Genomic DNA, 16231 nt, shown 5'->3' with positions numbered 1-16231 from the left:
CTCACATTTCTGCGATTGTGCTTGTTTTGGTGATGACAGGTAACGGTGTGGTGCGGTTCCTACTGAGGCGAGTCGACCGGTGCCGAAGTCATGGTCCTCGGACAGCTTCGACTGCCGGTGTCCCTGGACTTCGGATCACGCCGTCAAGACTCAAGCTCGGCATTTCGCCTTGGATGAGCTCTACGAGGTGTTCTGCCAGTGCAGGCGCCAGTTTGAACGCTTGTCCAGAGCCGCCTGCCAAGAGCCAACGGTTCTTGGTATTCGCGGCTCGGCCAAGCAGTATCCGGTAGTCAGGTGTGTAGCTCTCCACATAGGCGGCGGAGGCCGTTCTCCTGCCTAACCCGGTCAGAGTCCTCTTGAGGCCACCGACGAGCTCGTCGAAATCGGAGGGAAGGTTGACTTCGCGCATCTCCGGATGCGGCACCACTTGCTTCGGAGAATGGAGGTTGACCTTGATTCCGTTCGCATCAACTTGAGGAAAGAACGAGTAGCGCACGTTGCCCGTTCGCCGCAGGCCGACCGGAAACTGGGTGGGCCCGTACTCGAAATCGTTCGGTGTCGAAAACCAATGGAGAATCGCGCGGCGAAGTTCAACAGCATTGGTGAACTCTGGAACAAAACGACCGGACCATGCGCCCGCGGTGACGACGATCTGGCGGGAACGGAGTTCTTCTCCGTTGCTCAAGGTGATGGTGCTGCCTCGCGAGCTTTCCTTGATAGCTGTGATTGGAGAATGGAATCGCAGGGTTGCTCCGAGCGCTTCGGCATCTGCTCTGACTCGGGCGGTGATTGCTGGTGGGATGAGTAGGGAGCCCGCAGGATCGTAAAGCGCGATATCACCGGGCACCAGGTGATGCATCGGCCAGCGCGTTGACATGGCGGAGGCATCAAGTAGCTCGTGAGGTAGATTGCAGCTTTGTGCGGCAGTCACGGCCTTCGCTATTTCGGGATCTGTGGGGTCCCCGATCATCAACGCGCCGGTTTCGAAACGTGTTTCCGGATAGCGGGAGCTGAGGTTGTTCCAGAAGGTCAGAGAGCGTTGCAGAGCCGGAACATAGTCGGTACCGAACGTGTATGCCAACCGAAATATTCGAGTGCGGCCTCCGGTTGCTGAATGCTCGTGATCTCCGGTTCCTGAATCTAGGCCGACGACGTCGAGGCCCTTTCGTGCAGCTGCAAGGGCGACATGAGTACCTAGAGCGCCAAGACCAACTACTGCCAGGTCGTGCATGGTTGTACCCCTTAGCTTATCGACGACATCGGCGACTCCAATATCGTTTATACTACATATCAATGTAGCTGTGTAGTGTTTCCGTCATGTTTCGTGGATCTGCCGCTTTCTTTCCTCGAAGCATCCGGGCACGATTGAACACAGCAGCGGCTTGCAGTAGACGCCAGATCAGGAGAGGGAGTGCTGTGGCTGACGACGACACCAGCGACGAAACCTTGTTCGAACGCGCAACCCGAGTGGGGCCGCGCTTACGCGGCAGACTTGCGGATATCGCATCGTATTTCGCTCGCCATCCGGATCAGGTGGCCACGTCGAGCGCGAAAGATATCGCGAAGGTGATCGGGACGAGCGATGCCAGCGTGATCCGCGCTGCACGTGCTCTCGGATATCGCGGGATGAAGGAAGTCCGGAAGGCGGCGATGTCGCTCGTGGCCAGCAGAGCCGACCCGGGAGCTGTCATTCATCGGCGAATGCACTCGACCACTGCCGGCAGCCACCTTCGCACAGTTATCGACGACACCGCTGTCGCAGTTGAACAGTTTCGTGAAACGATCAGCGATACCGAGTGGAACGCGATCGTCCAGTCCGTGGCAGATGCCGACCATGTCGCCTGTTACGGCCTGTCTCCAACTGGCTTCATCGCGGACTATCTGGCCTTCTTCCTTTCCAGAGTCGGACTATCGGCCGACTCGTCGCGCGCATCCGGGGTACTTCTTGCGGATGAACTCGTCCAGTTAGCTCCCGGAACTGTGCTCATCGTGTTTGCGCCAATTCGGGAATTTGACGAGATCACGGTCGCTTGCCAGCATGCCCGAAAGCTCGGCCTCACCGTGATACTCATTACTGAGGCCATCGGAATGCCAATCCGGGAGACGGCTGATCACGTTATTACGACCTCCCCGACATCACTGTCTTCAGCAAGCGACGCATCAATTCCGCTACTCGTCTCCCAAGCTCTCGTCAACGCTGTAGCGGCTCAGAATCCCGAGCGCGCTCTTGAGCGCATGGAGGGACTCAACCGACTCAGGACGGCCATCTCGGGCCAAGACATTCTGCTGACCGCCGAGAAGGTCGGCCTCTCTCACGTCGGCTCCAAATCAGCACTATCCAACACGACTAGCAACAAAGATTCGGAAGGCATTTCTCACTCATGACAACTCAGTTAGAGCAGTCGGTAATTGTCATCGGAGCCGGAATTATCGGAGTCAGCCTCGCAGATGCGCTCGTCAAGCGCGGGCAGTCAGTAAAGCTGTTGGACTTCGGCGAGCCTGCAGGTGGCACTTCAGAGGTGAGCTATGGGTGGATCAACAGCCACAGAAAACATCCCATTGCTTACCACCGACTGAATGTCGAAGGTCTGCGCAGATGGCAGGAAATCGCTCAAGACGATCCGCAATCTGTAACATTCGCTGGCCATGTGGAATTTGCAGACGATGAAGAACACCGACAGACTCTGACCGAGCGGGTCGAACGTCTTATCTTGCTTGGCTACCCCGCCGCCTGGGTAGATACATCCGAGGCGGAGAAACTGACAGGGCTGCAAGTACCAGCCTCTGCCATTGCGGCAGTCTTCGAGGCAGAGGGGCACGCCTTCCCAATCACAAGAACGAGCACGCTCTTGGACGGCCTGGTTAAGAACGATCGATTCTCGATGAACAAGTGCCGAGTCACTAGCGTTCGCGAAACTTCGGACGGCGTCACGGTAGTGACGGATCAAGGCGAAATTAACGGGAGAGCAGCAGTAGTGGCCGCTGGCAACGGAAGTGAGCACCTCGTCGAGTCCGCTGGCGGAAGACTGCCGCTGGTACCAGCAGTGGTCAATGGCTCAGCCTACGGCTACCTTGCTCGCGTCGAAGCCGCCGGACACCCTGTTCAAGGGCTCGTCACGACCGATAGCTTGAATCTCCGACCAGAAAATGGCGAGCGCCTATTGGTGCAAGCCCTTGATCTCGACTCCACCGCTGATCGAAATTACGCACCTAGCGAATCAGTGGTTGAAGAATTTTCCGCCCGCGTCTCGAAGCTTCTCCCTGATCTTGAAACACAGATTGTAGACATTCGCGTCGGCCATCGCGTGATTCCAGCAGATGGCTTACCTGCTGTCGGCCGAATCCACCCCAGCTCATCCATTTTTGCTGCGGTCACACACAGCGGAATAGTCCTCTCTCCGTTGTTGGCCGATATCCTGTCTGAAGAAATTCTGGGCGCAGAACCGAATGACCTACTCAAAACTTTCCAGCCATCCCGATTCCTCGACAATATGCAGAGGGAATCATTTGCCGCCCCACGACGCCCCGGCGAGCAGTAGAACCCTGAATCATACTATTCGCTATTTGACCAACAGCAGGTTCCCACTTTCTGAGTGGGGCACGGCACAGCTACCGACTCACTCGTGTTGATTATCTTGGATAAGGAGCATTCTGAAACAGATCCCCCATAAGGAAGATCGCGCCTCGCACTTCACCCGCGAACGCAATATAGCTATTTGTCCGATTTCATTAGTTGACGAAGCAATGCCCGAGGGCACCTAACGGCATGATCATCGCGGTGAGCCATGACCAGGTCACTACCGGCTTATCGCGCACTTGCCGACTAATAACAGCGGCAATCGCTCACCTGAGCGATTGCCGTTCCGTCGAAGAATCCAGCAACCGGCACCCCGTCAATGCCTCGGCGTTGGCGACGATCAGTTCGTAGATCGCCTCCGCGTCGAGCGGAGTTCCTCCCATGAAATGCAGGGCGTAAGCGTCCTCCAATGCCACAAGATTCTTCGCCGCGGTCTCCACCGGCACCGCCATCGCAAAGACCTCGGATTCGACTCCTTCGCTGAGGATCGAGTGATAGAGCGAGACCTCGAGTCGAAAGAGCTCCGCCATGAGTTCGGCGTGGAACCGGTCCCGATAGGCATGCGTATGGAGTTCGCCCAGTACCTGGAAGTCGATGTCCTCTCGTGAAACCGGGATCCCGCTGCGGATCATGCTCGTCAGCTTGACTCGTGGGTCGTCGCCTTCGCTCGACTGCTGCTGTCGATTCCAATAGAAGCGAGAGACCGCGTTCTGGTGCACCTCTCGCACGAGCTCGCTGAGATCAGGATAGTAATAAGCCACCGATCCCGCGCCCAGTTCGGAATACGCGGCGACGTCGATCGTGCGGAGACCGGTGAGCCCACGTTCGGCGATCGCCTGCTTCGCCGCCTGCACCATCTCTGCGCGGCGATTCGTCTGGTTCTTCGGTCGGGCCATGACTCCATTATCTCCAGAAGCGATCTAGGCAAGCGCCGATCGGTATGGCCGCACCTCTGTTGCCTGCCGACGTTCCGTGCAATTCTTTTGGGTGTAACGCAAAGAATACTATTGGACACCCACTCACAAGGAGGTGGATGGTGTCTTCTCTCGAACACACAACCGTGTATGCCGATGAACAGAAGCAGCATCTGAAGAAGACTCTCGGCCGATTCGACATCGTGCTCATCGTCATGTCGGCGGTCTTGAGCATCGAAGTCCTCGCCGAGACCGCGGGGTTCGGAGCGGAGACCTTCACGTGGACTCTCGTCCTCGCGATCTTCTTCCTCGTGCCCTACGCCCTCGTCTTCGCCGAGACCGGCAGCACCTTCGTCGGGGAAGGTGGAGCATATATCTGGGTGCGCCAGGCCTTCGGACGCCCCGCAGGTGCGATCGCCTCGATCCTCAGTTGGGTCACTCAGCCGGTGTGGGTCGGCGGTTCGATGGCCTTCCTCGCCACCGGGACGTGGAACCAATTCATCAGCCCGATCGAAGCCGGATCGGTCGGCGACTGGGTCTTCAAGATCGTCTTCATCTGGATCACGGTGATCGCGGCGATCCTGTCGCTCGCGAAGGCGAAGTGGCTGCCGACCCTCGGCGGTGTCCTCAAGGTCGTCTTCATCGCCTTCTTCCTCTTCACTACGATCCTCTACGCCGCCCAGCACGGAGTCCAGCCACTTCGCCTCGCAGACTTCAGCCCCAGCCTCGGCGGCTTCCTCGGACTCGTTCCGCTTCTGCTCTTCTCCTACCTCGGATTCGAGGCGTCGAACAGCGCCTCGGACGAGATGAAGAACCCGAAGCACGATATTCCAGCCGCCATCGCCCGCTCGGGATTCGTCTCGGCCCTGTGCTACATCCTGCCGGTGCTGGCAATGCTGCTCGTGCTGCCGACCGAGACGATCACGGGCATCGGCGGGCTCCTGGACGCCGTGCAGACGGTCTTCACCGTCTACGGTCCGGCCGCCGAGGTCATGGTTGTGCTGGCAGCGCTGATGTTCGTCATCATCCTCGCCTCGCAGGGTGCGGCCTGGATGATCATGAGCGACCGGATGCAGGCGCTGACCGCCGCCGACGGCGCCTTCTTCGGCGGGTTCTTCGGCAAGATCTCCCGCTCACTCGGCACCCCGGTCAACGTCAACCTGCTTTCGGGCACCGTCGCAACGATCTTCCTCATCGCGGCCATGCAGCTCAGCGGCGACGCCGGGGCACTCTTCGGTGTGGTCCTCTCGATCTCCATCTCGACCTTCCTGCTCAGCTACCTGCTGATCATCCCGGCGGCCGTGAAACTGCGGTGGAAACACCCCGACAGCGAACGCCCCTTCCGTGTCCCGGTCGGCAATGTCGGCTTCACCATCCTCGGCGGAATAGCCTTCGTCTGGGTACTCCTCGGATCCTGGGTCGCGATCTTCCCCGGCACTCTGGAGCGGCTCTTCGGCCTGCACTACGACTTCCTCGACGAATGGGGCGTCGAGCAGGGGCCGTTCACCGCACTGACTCTCGGCACCCTCGGCGCCCTCGCCGCGCTGGCCCTCATCGGATACGTCCGCGGCCACCGGATCCGCGTGTTCCGACCGACCCCCGTCGATCCTCAGGAGCTGCTCGACGATCTCGATGCTCCACTCGACGCTCCTCACGACACCACTCTCGACACACAGAAAGGCATGTGACCACCCATGACTGCAACGACAGCGACCGCCGCCGGCAGTGCGACCACCCACCCGCTCGACCGCCTCACAGGCGAGGAGATCGAACTCAACCGAGCGATCATCGTCGACGCCGGCCACGTGAGCGCGCAGACCCTCTTCGCCCTCGTCAGCCTCGTCGAGCCCGACAAGCGAGATGTCATCGCAGGTACTGCCGATCTCGATCGTCGGGTGCGCTCCCTCCTCATCGAGCGCGGCAGCGGGGAACAGACCGAAATCCTCGTTTCCCTCCGTGAGCGCAGAGTCCTCCTCGCACGCGTGCTCGATGTCGCCGCCGAGGGTCAGGCTCCGATCACGATGACCGAGTACGAGGCTGCCGAACAGATGATCCGCAACGATGACACCTGGCGCGCTGCGGTCGAAGCGCGGGGAATCACCGACATCGAGACCGTGCGGATCTGCGCGCTCTCGGCCGGATGCTTCGACATCCCGGGAGAAGAGGGGCGCCGCCTCATCCGCGGCTCGTCGTTCATCCAGTCGGATCCGCAGGACAATGCCTGGGCGCATCCGCTCGAGGGGCTCGTCGCCTACCTCGATCTCAACTCCGGGGAGGTCGTCGAGGTCGTCGACACCGATGTCGTGCCCGTCCCTCAGGAGCGTTTCGACTATCACCTCGACTCCTGGCTGCCCGAACCGCGGACCACGCAGAAGCCGATCGAGATCACTCAGCCCGAGGGTGCGAGCTTCACTCTCGACGGTGATTTGCTCGACTGGGAGAAGTGGCAGGTGCGTCTGGGGTTCGATCCGGTCGAGGGATTGGTTCTCCACCAGATCAGCGTCGATGACAAGGGTCAGCGCCGTCCGATCGTCTACCGCGCCTCGGTGGCGGAAATGGTCGTCCCATACGGCGACCCGAGCCCCGTGCGGTTCTGGCAGAACTACTTCGATGCCGGTGAGTACTCGATGGGCAAGAGCGCGAACTCGCTCGAACTCGGGTGCGACTGCCTCGGCGAGATCCACTACTCCGATGCCGTTCTCGCCGACGATCAGGGGCATGCGCACACGATCAAGAACGCCATCTGCATCCATGAGGAGGACGCCGGCATCCTGTTCAAGCACACCGATGAGTTCACCGGAGCCGTCGATGTGCGCCGCAACCGCCGCCTGGTCATCTCCTTCTTCATCACGGTCGGCAACTACGACTACGGGTTCTACTGGTACCTCTACCTCGACGGCACCATCGAGCTCGAGTGCAAGGCGACCGGAATCGTCTACACCGCGGCCTACGATGATGAGTCCCAGCGGCAGCGCTGGTCCTCGCCGTTGGGCGACGAGGGGCTGGGGATGCCGTTCCACCAACACATGTTCTGCGCCCGGCTCGACATGCAGGTCGATGGCATCGCCAACGCCGTCGACGAGCAGGAGGCCGTGCGCGTGCCCTTCAGCGAGGACAACCCCTACGGCAATGCGTTCACCAGGAAGCTCACGCGACTCACCGCAGAGGGTGGACGCACCGCCGACGGCGAGGCCGGTCGGGTGTGGCACATCGTCAATCCGGAGAAGACGAATCGTCATGGGTTCCCGGTCGGCTACGAGCTGCGCGTGCCCGATGAACCGACGATGATGGCCGCCGAGGGTTCGTCGATCTCGAAGCGGGCGGGCTTCGGGTCGAAGCACATGTGGCTCACGCACTTCGACGCCGATGAGCGGTTCCCCTCGGGAACCTATCCGAATCAGAACCCGGGCAATGGCACGATCACACAGTGGGTCGAACAGCAGCGCCCGGTCGACGGTGATGACATCGTCGTGTGGGCGGCGTTCGCAATGACGCACTTCCCCCGTCCCGAGGACTGGCCGATCATGCCGGTCGACCGCCTCGGATTCACAATGAAGCCCTATGGCTTCTTCGATGAGAATCCCGCACTCGACGTGCCACGCCCGAAGTCGGCGCATTGCGGCACCGAGGCCGGCGGGCACTCCTGCGAGTGTGACTGACAGGATACGACGATGAGCAGCCTTGCCTCTTTCCTCATGGTCGCCTCGGGGGTCCTGTGCTTGTTCGGCGCCGTCGCCTCGAAGAGGAAGCCGGCCATGGTCGCCGCGACCGTGATGGTCGTTGCGATGGCCGACTTGGCCTATACCGCCCTGGTCCCACCGGTGGTCTGGTCGGGGGCGCTGCTCATCGTCGGGCTCGGCCTAGCCGTGTTCCTCCGGACACGGTCAAGCATTCCCACGCCGAGGCGGTCCCCCGCACTCGTGATGAGTGGCCTGGGCGGTCCCCCGGAGATCGAAGACGACGATTGCGCTCGGCCCGGCGGCGCCGCCCCTGGCCGGTCATGGTCACGGGCGCCTCACCCGGGGCCGTCGTCGAGAGTCCTGTGCGCCATGGCCTATCCGGTGATGGCGTGGCAGGTCCTCAACCACGGTGCGCACATGGGCGGTTCGGCTCATGCCGGCGGCCACGGTGGGCATCATGCCGGGGATATGACGCTCATCAGCACGTTTCTCACGGTGGCCGTTGTCGTCCTTGCCGCGTGCCTGGTGGTCTGCGCAATTCACGACATCGCCCGCAGGCGCCTGTTCGTCTCACTCGACTGCTGGGGAATGGCCGCGATGATCGTGGTGATGCAGTTCCTTCACTGAGCGAATTCTTCAGTGACGGGCAAAGTAGAGATCCGAATGCGCCGCACAGCGCGGATTGAATGGGGCGGCGCATTCTGGGCAGGAGTCTGAGGCCTTGTACGTCTCGATGCTCAGTTCGCTCCGGCACATCCCGCAGAGGATGGCTTCCTGGTCCCAACGGTCACGTGGCCATTGCTCGACGGCGTGGTCCGCGGTCTCCGAGTGGCAGAGGTGGCACGGATAGTAGCGGTCGCAGCAGGCGAAGCGGATGGCGATGATGTCGAGCTCGGTCGCGTAGTGAACGCACCGAGTGTGTTCGTCGACGGTCTTGCCGAAGACCTCGGGAGATCGCGAGCGTTCAGACACCTTGCGCTTGCTTCTAGTCATGAAGATTCCCGAGCGCTTCTCAGGAGCTCATCGGCGAATCGAGAAAACGGCTCCAACCGACTTCCCCTATCAGTAATCACTTGGAACAAGGCCATTTCAACTTGCGGCAGGTTTGCAAAGTCTACGGCCGGGGTCGAGAAACGCGATGAGGCGAAGAAGAGCTTACTTTTATCTGGATAGCCCATCATCGCACCTGCGAACTGTCGAACTTCCGGCGCTGAGACCTGAGCGGCATATTGTTTGACTTGCGCAGCGCCATCCTCAGCGATTACATCAATACCACCATCCGCTCCTGAAGCAGTGAGGACTGCATCAGGAAAGCCCAGCCAGACCATCCACTCCCGGCTCAGATCTTCGAAATCTCGTGGCGACTCGATCGATCGGAATGCGGGAACCTGCTTCGGAGCCCGAGCACGCCCACTGGGATCCAGCGCAGCGGCTTTAGGACGCAGCTCTGACTCTCGCCCGGCGATTACACTTTCGATAACCTGCTGAGCCATGACTTGAAGCATCTCTGACGCGCTTGTGTCCATCAGTTCGATTGACTCAAGGCTCAGTGTTGCTACAAATTGGCGACATAGGTCCTCCCACCAAGCTTCGTCGTGGAGCCACACCAAACTTGAACTGGCTTCATTTCGCAACATCATCACACGCCTATACAAGGACGCTGAGGCTCTGGGCGCGAGCTCGGCCATTCTCGCTGCCATTTCGTCCCGCTTTGCCTTGGCTCGGTTGAGCTGACCCGCGAAGACCAGTGGAAGACGGTCCTCAATATAAGTTCTGATTTCGTCAACCACCTCTTCTGGCTCTCGATGCTCAATAGCCACTCGCGAATCACAAATTTCCTCAATGGCCCAGGAGAAGGCCATCTTTTCAACTTCGCCGAAGTTGGATAGGTCGCGAGCAAACTCTTCTTTTATGGCACTCACGAAGGCTCCGCCAACGAATCTATCAATGGGCAGTTCAGAATCGCCGATTGAATTTGTAATCGGAAGTCCAATCCATCCCTTATTTCGCTGGGAATATTCAGTCCAGCTAGCCACGTACTCTCGCCGACGCGCGTCTTCCTGCTCCTTCACGAACTGGCCAAGCTCTAGCCGCAAGGCACTGCGAACCTCAGCCGTCACTTGCGTAGACATACTCGATGAGAAATCTTGGAAGAACTCAACGGGATCCAGGTTTTCCGGTGATACCGCCATAGACAGAAACTGCCCTACGGCAAAATTGATAGCAGCTTCCTTCCGGGCATCCGGAAGAGCACGGAATTCTGGCGAATCGGCCCCTGCGACAGCAACAGACCTCACCGATGACTGATAGCTCTTGCCAATCAAACGAGCGACAGTTGCATTTTGCCAGAGCATTCGGTCGTCGTTGTGGCCAATTTCCCCCACGGTCGCTGGCTCCGCTGCCGCATAGTCCTTCCATGCGTCTCTATTTGCCTTTCGCCGCGCGAGGTCCTCGAGCTCTCTCGCTTGCTTCTCGATCTCCGCAGCGAGCGCGTTAGATGCGCTACGCACATGCGGAAGAGCTTTTGTGAACATCTTCTCACCGAACCGGTCCATCGCGCTCTGACTTGTAGTTGACGCGTTCAGCTTCACGCGATCCAGCTGCGCCACAAGGATCTCCCGAACGACTTCTTCCTCTACCGGTGGCACTACCTTCGCCTGAAGACGGGAAATAAGTTCTTGCATGTGCTCGTTACTGAGAATTTGAGCAATGCTCAACTGACGTTCGACACCCGAGTACTCGTATGGCTCATGCGCCGCTCTCCGTGGCGCAGAGGCCTTGTTGATTCTGCGTGAAACACGGTACATTACAACGTCTTTGTCATTCGACATTACACCAAATGGCCCAATATCTACCGGCCCGAAATCAGATAGGACTTCCTCAAGGACGGATCTAACCTCGTCAATATCCACTTGATAGCGACGTGAAGCTAGAATTTCCCTGAGAAGATTGTCCAGCTGCTCATCGGAAAGACCGTGACCCGGCGATCGCTCTTCACTTTCGATAAGCGCCGTCGAATACTCGCCTATGATAGAGGCATCAGAATTCACACTCAAACCCTTGCGGTCCAATTCAGATTTAACATCTACCAAGATTTTAAGAATTTCTTTGAAGTGATCAGAATCCATTCTGATTTGATCGCCAGGCCGAATTAGATCTCGCAATTCTCTACCTTCAAGCGCTTCTTTGACAGCATTAATGAGCAGGTGGTCGTTCCCGCGAACATCAGGGCTAGCGCATAGCACAAAATATGTCAAAATAAACTCACCGACCTGTTTTTCATCGGTGAATTTGACCTGATCCACCGGATCGGTAAAACAGCGGTGAACGAGCTGAATGTAATCGGCAGCCAAGGGCCGAGAAGACCCTCGGAGCCTGATGTAATCCGCAACTCGTCGGCTCCGAACGTACGCGAGATCCACCTGGCTACCCTGGATAGTCGCCACACGTGAAGTCTTCTCAGACTGCCCGGTTCCCTCACCGATTGGTTGACGCCGGCGTGAAAACCAAGCCATCTCGTGCCTCCGAATATTTGTTTGTCTGCCCATTTGGGCAGGTCAGCTATGTTGTTATGCATTCTATAGTGAGCGACTGACACCGCTGAATCCGGCCCTGCTGTTGCGGGAAAACACAATCTTTCTGTGGCCCGTCCGAAGTTGCCGCCGTCACGGCTGAGTGCCGTCCAGTCATCAGAATTCTTCGTCACTGCAGCCGAGAGATCTGGCCCAGTAGTGCAGCGTTCCGTAAGCAACGTTTGTCTGCAGCTCATAAAGCACCTTGTTGCCGGTTCGCTTTGCCGTAGCGAAGTGACTCATCACTCATGGTCCAAGTCGAGTCGACGAGATTCGTTTAAAGGGCTGAATCCAAATGCGCTGCTGGGCGAGACTCATACGTGAAGTCACACTAAGCGTGAGATCGTAGGTTGTTAGCACATGATTTCCCAACTTGATAAGCATAGAGAGAGACCACCAGATGGCAACGAATCATTTGATACACCCCCTCGCCGAGGTGGCTCTGAGCAACATCACCCGCGACTATCCGTACGCCGCCCATCATCTGGCTCGGAGCCTGGCCGATATCGTGCCCGCAGCCGAGAAGACTCCTGCGTTCGCGAATTCCTTCGACTGGCATTCGAGCGTGCACATGCACTACCTGCTCGCGTCCCTCCTGGAGACAGAGAAGGGACGGGACTCAAGCTGGTTCAATGAGGCCCTCGAGATCTTGGTCGAGCATCTGAGCGAAACGAACATGCTCGCCGAGGCGGCCTTCCTCCGAGACAATCTCTCGTGGGAGCGGCCCTATGGCTGGGCATGGGCGGTTGAACTCAACCGCGCACTCAATGGCAGCGACGTCTCGGAGTTGCGCGAGCTGGGGAAGAACACGCAGATCCTCGCGGATGCGGTCTTCGACCTCGTGTCCTCATGGCTGCCGAGGGTCGCCGAACCGGTTCGCCATGGTGTGCACTCGAATACGGCGTTCGGGCTGCGCAGGATCCTCATCGGCGCTCGTGCGCAGGGGCGTCATGACGTCATTGATGTCATCGCTGGCGCGGCTCGTCGTTTCTTCGCCGAGGATGGTGCATGGAACTTCCGTCAGGAGCGCAGCGGTCACGACTTCCTCTCCCCTGGTTTGTGCGAGGCGGACCTCGTGGCCGAGGTGCTCACCGAGGATGAGTTGGCGACGTGGCTCCCCGCATTCCTTTCCGAGCTGGATCCGGAATCGCCGGCGCTCACCCCGGTCAAGGTCCTCGACCCGACCGACGGTCAGCAGAGTCACCTCTACGGACTGGGCCTGTCGGTGGCAGCGTCGGTAATGCGACTAGCACCGAAGCTCGAAGTCATTACGGAGAAGACGGGTGACAAAGAGCTCGCAGCTCATGCCAAAGGCATGCTCACCCGTGTCGATGCACTAATGGCGCCGGGCCTCGAGGCAGCAGTATCCGATGAATACATGTCCTCACATTGGGCTGCCACGTTTGCTTGGGAGTCGCTACTCGCCGCTACCAACGTCGACCATTGATCGTTGGGTCTCGTTCAACGCTATTTGAACTGGCCCTGTTGTCAAAACAACGTGGAACTAGAGTCATCGCCGTATTCATTCTCGACCGGTGACTGCTGATAGCTGAGGTCAACCCTTGGCGCGGGCTCTTTGTCACGGTGGTATTCCTCAATCGCCGGACCCGTAGTCAAATAGTCATATAGAGCGGCGCCTATTGAGGACTCCAAATTGAGATCCATAGTGACAACGTCAAGGCTCGTGCCATTGTCGCCTGGCATCTTCGTTTGGACCGGATTCGACGATTTGGCTCGGCCCAAGTAGTAGAAATCCGTTCCCTCGGCGTCATCTTTCTTGGCAAAGAGATGAAGTTCGAAGGAGTTCGACACGATGCGTTGAACGTCCGGACTCTGGAGCGTCTTCCGGCTCTTGCTGAACCAGTGGAGAGTGTTTTCGTTAATGAACGAGTCCCCGTATGAGGTACTCGCTGAGATGCCGTCTCCCTTGTGATAGGTGACGAAGATCGGGCAGGTGTTCGTGTGGAAGTCAAACTTGTAGCCGAACATTGTGCCTTGCTGATTGTCTCTCCAGTTAAGCAGCCGGCAGACATCCTTACGCGAGTACATCTTTCCCTGCTCCATCGACTGGTCCCACTGGTAGCGGTGGCGTGAAAGATAGAGTCCTGTCTCCACTAGATCGCGCACGTGCTCTTTGAACTCGGCTGATCGGGCAAGCTGGCTGCTGAACCAATCTGCCAATGCAACCCGATCAGAGGTCCAGACGACGAGCGGCTTACCGTATTTTGTTCGCTCAGGAGCGGTAAAGAATTCCATGGTGAAAATTCGCTGGAGAGACTCCACGATCAACGCGCCAGTCTCGGCACCAGCTTGTCGAAGGAATTCAATGCACTCGAGTTCTGTCTGCGGCGGCTGATTGTCGAGCAACCTATCAAGGATCAAGAGTTCGTGTGGCCTTTTACCGTCGAGGAGTTCCGCGCTGAGAAAGGTGAGTGCCTTGCTTTGAACGTCGGTTGGACCCCATTCGACAGCTCTGAACGAATGCAAGAGGTTCCAGTAGTTTCCGCGTGCGCCGGCGATGACAACAGGGTCAACGACGTCAAATCGAGCGAAGTCGATCAGTCGTGGCGGGCGTCCGAGCCTCGAGTGCATGTCTCTGAACGTCTTCTTGAGATTCTTCATACTGTCGAGTTTCGTCGACGCAATGGATTGGAAGATCCGCTCTTTAGCAACCGCATCAAAGTTGATGCTCGACAGACCTGAAACGGCGCCTATATCTTGGGCCTCGATCATCTTCTTTCGAAGAGAGTCTTTGTTTAGGCTGCTGTCCCCGAAGAGGGCAATCGGGACAAGGAAGTTGTTCGTATAGTTGCCAATGAAATCGATAACAATGAGGTGGCTCTTCCCTGCCGCTTTCCGCAGTCCACGTCCAAGCTGTTGCGTGAAGATGATGCTGGATTGCGTCTGGCGCAGCATGACGACCTGATTCACTGTTCGGATGTCGATGCCCTCATTGAAGACATCTACGGTGATGATGTAGTCGAGCTCCCCGTTCTCTAGCTGAGCTACCACTCGTTCACGGACCTCAACGGAGTCTTCTCCCGTAAGCGCTCGAGTGCGGAGTGGCTGACCGTGCACCAAACTCCGGTTGAGGAGCAGCGACAGTTCCCGCGCTTCATCTTTACGACTACAGAACATGAGACCTTTGACTGGATCTCCGACATGCCCATATCGCTCAATCGCTTTGATGAGATGAGTTACTCGTTCTGGCGCTACGAGAGTTTTGAGCTGACTTGCATCACTGATCACTTCGCCGCCCATTTCGAAGTCAGTCACTCCGTAGTAGTGGAACGGGGCGAGCATGTCCTCCTCAAGCGCCCTTTGCAGGCGGATCTCGTAGGGCACGTTGTAGTCAAACAAACTGTAGACGTTGAAATCGTCAGATCGTTCTGGTGTAGCGGTGATTCCGAGCATGAAGTCTGGCTCGAAGTATTGGATAATGTTCTGGTGCATCCGCGCCCCCGCTCGATGAACCTCGTCGATAAGTATGTAGTCGAAGTAATCTCGGGGGATTCGCTGGAGCTTGTCGAGAGTCCCTAGAGACTGAACCGTAGCGAATACAATCCGCCGATCGAGCTCCCTCTTCGATCCTACAAACTTGCCAACTTCCCCAGAGTCGAGATTGAGGACTTTGGTGAATTCTTCGATTGCACGGTCGAGTATTTGCTCCCGGTGCACGACGAAGAGTACTCGCTGCGGATCTGTCGCTTTCACATCCAACGCAGCGAGAATGGTTTTTCCGGTTCCAGTTGCCGACACCACGAGGGCTTTGTCCTCGCCCGCATCCCGTACCTTCTCGATCTCCGCGAGTGCCTCGGCCTGCATAGCGTTGGCGACAATCTGCGAACTGACGCTCGGCTTGAGGGTTTGAACACCTTCGAACGGGGCGCGGGAACTCGGCGGAACATAGCTCGCTTCGTATTCGCGGATCCAGTCCTCGGTGAGCAATGTTGATGACTCAAGTTGGGTATCGATTGCTGCTGACAATTGGTGCACAATGTCGCCATCTGGGAGTGCCGAAAACCGGAGGTTCCATTCATGGTTCCGCTTGAGCGCACGAGATGTGAGGTTGGAACTACCTACAATTGCCGTGGTGCTAGCTTCTTGTTCAAAGATGAATCCCTTGGGGTGGAAGCCCCTAGAGTCGTCTTCGTATACGTAAACTGCAATTCCGAGATCGCTGAGGTTCATCAACTCTCGGAAGGACTCTGGTGAGTTGAACCCCAGGTAGGTGGAAGTGATGATTCGGCCGTGCCCAGGGAACTCAATGAGCGGTTGCTTCAGCGATGCGATCGCATCTGAACTGACAAATGCAACGGAGAATGTGAAGTTCTTAGAGCGCCTCAGTTCCTCGAGGATGGTCTTATGCATGGTGTCAGCTTCAAAGTTTGAAACCAGCGTCGGGTTGAAGAGCTTTTCAGAGGGAGAAGTTCGATCGAGAAACCCAAAAGCCGTGTCTCGCTGAACATGCTCTGGAACTGTTGCCAC

General features: G+C 57.9%; 11 protein-coding genes. 6 read left to right on the top strand and 5 right to left on the bottom strand.

Annotated features, from left to right (window positions below):
• Window positions 1-88 precede the first annotated feature (88 nt).
• Window positions 89-1231 (bottom strand): FAD-dependent oxidoreductase, encoded by a 1143-nt coding sequence (locus tag J9314_RS01760; protein WP_210604204.1) that lies wholly within the window; start codon window positions 1229-1231, stop codon window positions 89-91.
• A 185-nt stretch (window positions 1232-1416) separates the two neighbouring features.
• Here J9314_RS01760 and J9314_RS01755 point away from each other — a divergent pair, with 185 nt between their 5' ends.
• Together J9314_RS01755 and J9314_RS01750 are read left to right on the top strand one after the other, a co-directional pair.
• Entirely contained in the window at window positions 1417-2385 is a 969-nt protein-coding gene (locus J9314_RS01755) for a MurR/RpiR family transcriptional regulator (protein WP_210604203.1), read from the top strand.
• Window positions 2382-3539 (top strand): NAD(P)/FAD-dependent oxidoreductase, encoded by a 1158-nt coding sequence (locus tag J9314_RS01750; protein WP_210604202.1) that lies wholly within the window; start codon window positions 2382-2384, stop codon window positions 3537-3539. Before J9314_RS01755 ends, J9314_RS01750 begins: the two co-directional genes overlap by 4 nt.
• Window positions 3540-3843: 304 nt before the next feature.
• Here the strand turns inward: J9314_RS01750 and J9314_RS01745 are convergent, their stop codons facing one another.
• Window positions 3844-4473: a TetR/AcrR family transcriptional regulator gene (locus J9314_RS01745; protein WP_210604201.1), complete on the bottom strand. Its 630-nt coding sequence runs from the start codon at window positions 4471-4473 to the stop codon at window positions 3844-3846.
• Window positions 4474-4610: 137 nt separating this feature from the next.
• On the opposite strand from J9314_RS01745, the gene J9314_RS01740 reads away from it, so the two are divergent.
• Genes J9314_RS01740 through J9314_RS01730 form a run of 3 tightly spaced genes read left to right on the top strand, consistent with a single transcriptional unit; the run spans window position 4611 to window position 8798 of the window.
• A complete protein-coding gene (locus J9314_RS01740) occupies window positions 4611-6179 on the top strand; it encodes an APC family permease (RefSeq protein WP_210604200.1) in 1569 nt (522 codons plus the stop codon).
• Window positions 6180-6185: 6 nt separating this feature from the next.
• Window positions 6186-8150, top strand: coding sequence for a primary-amine oxidase (locus tag J9314_RS01735; RefSeq protein ID WP_210604199.1), 1965 nt, complete (start codon window positions 6186-6188; stop codon window positions 8148-8150).
• Between the two features lie 12 nt (window positions 8151-8162).
• A complete protein-coding gene (locus J9314_RS01730; protein ID WP_210604198.1) occupies window positions 8163-8798 on the top strand; it encodes a hypothetical protein in 636 nt (211 codons plus the stop codon).
• A 9-nt stretch (window positions 8799-8807) separates the two neighbouring features.
• On the opposite strand, the gene J9314_RS01725 is transcribed toward J9314_RS01730, so the two are convergent.
• Entirely contained in the window at window positions 8808-9164 is a 357-nt protein-coding gene (locus tag J9314_RS01725; protein WP_210604197.1) for a CHY zinc finger protein, read from the bottom strand.
• Window positions 9161-11524, bottom strand: a complete 2364-nt coding sequence (locus tag J9314_RS01720) for a restriction endonuclease (RefSeq protein WP_210604196.1) — start codon at window positions 11522-11524, stop codon at window positions 9161-9163. The genes J9314_RS01725 and J9314_RS01720 overlap by 4 nt, the downstream gene beginning before the upstream one ends.
• A gap of 619 nt (window positions 11525-12143) precedes the next feature.
• On the opposite strand from J9314_RS01720, the gene J9314_RS01715 reads away from it, so the two are divergent.
• Window positions 12144-13190, top strand: coding sequence for a DUF2891 family protein (locus tag J9314_RS01715; RefSeq protein ID WP_210604195.1), 1047 nt, complete (start codon window positions 12144-12146; stop codon window positions 13188-13190).
• Between the two features lie 41 nt (window positions 13191-13231).
• On the opposite strand, the gene J9314_RS01710 is transcribed toward J9314_RS01715, so the two are convergent.
• Window positions 13232-16231: a DEAD/DEAH box helicase gene (locus J9314_RS01710; RefSeq protein WP_210604194.1), complete on the bottom strand. Its 3000-nt coding sequence runs from the start codon at window positions 16229-16231 to the stop codon at window positions 13232-13234.

Origin of the sequence: Brevibacterium oceani, assembly GCF_017948325.1 — a bacterium.
GTDB lineage: Bacteria > Actinomycetota > Actinomycetes > Actinomycetales > Brevibacteriaceae > Brevibacterium > Brevibacterium oceani.
The sequence above is the reverse complement of the archived record's forward strand: the minus strand, read 5'-3'. Positions and strand labels throughout refer to the sequence as shown.

What these genes read in the sequence shown, in the direction of transcription:
- J9314_RS01760 (WP_210604204.1), bottom strand. Translation starts at nt 1,231, where the DNA reads ATGCACGACCTGGCAGTAGTTGGTCTTGGCGCTCTAGGTACTCATGTC.
- J9314_RS01750 (WP_210604202.1), top strand. Translation starts at nt 2,382, where the DNA reads ATGACAACTCAGTTAGAGCAGTCGGTAATTGTCATCGGAGCCGGAATT.
- J9314_RS01745 (WP_210604201.1), bottom strand. Translation starts at nt 4,473, where the DNA reads ATGGCCCGACCGAAGAACCAGACGAATCGCCGCGCAGAGATGGTGCAG.
- J9314_RS01740 (WP_210604200.1), top strand. Translation starts at nt 4,611, where the DNA reads ATGGTGTCTTCTCTCGAACACACAACCGTGTATGCCGATGAACAGAAG.
- J9314_RS01735 (WP_210604199.1), top strand. Translation starts at nt 6,186, where the DNA reads ATGACTGCAACGACAGCGACCGCCGCCGGCAGTGCGACCACCCACCCG.
- J9314_RS01730 (WP_210604198.1), top strand. Translation starts at nt 8,163, where the DNA reads ATGAGCAGCCTTGCCTCTTTCCTCATGGTCGCCTCGGGGGTCCTGTGC.
- J9314_RS01725 (WP_210604197.1), bottom strand. Translation starts at nt 9,164, where the DNA reads ATGACTAGAAGCAAGCGCAAGGTGTCTGAACGCTCGCGATCTCCCGAG.
- J9314_RS01715 (WP_210604195.1), top strand. Translation starts at nt 12,144, where the DNA reads ATGGCAACGAATCATTTGATACACCCCCTCGCCGAGGTGGCTCTGAGC.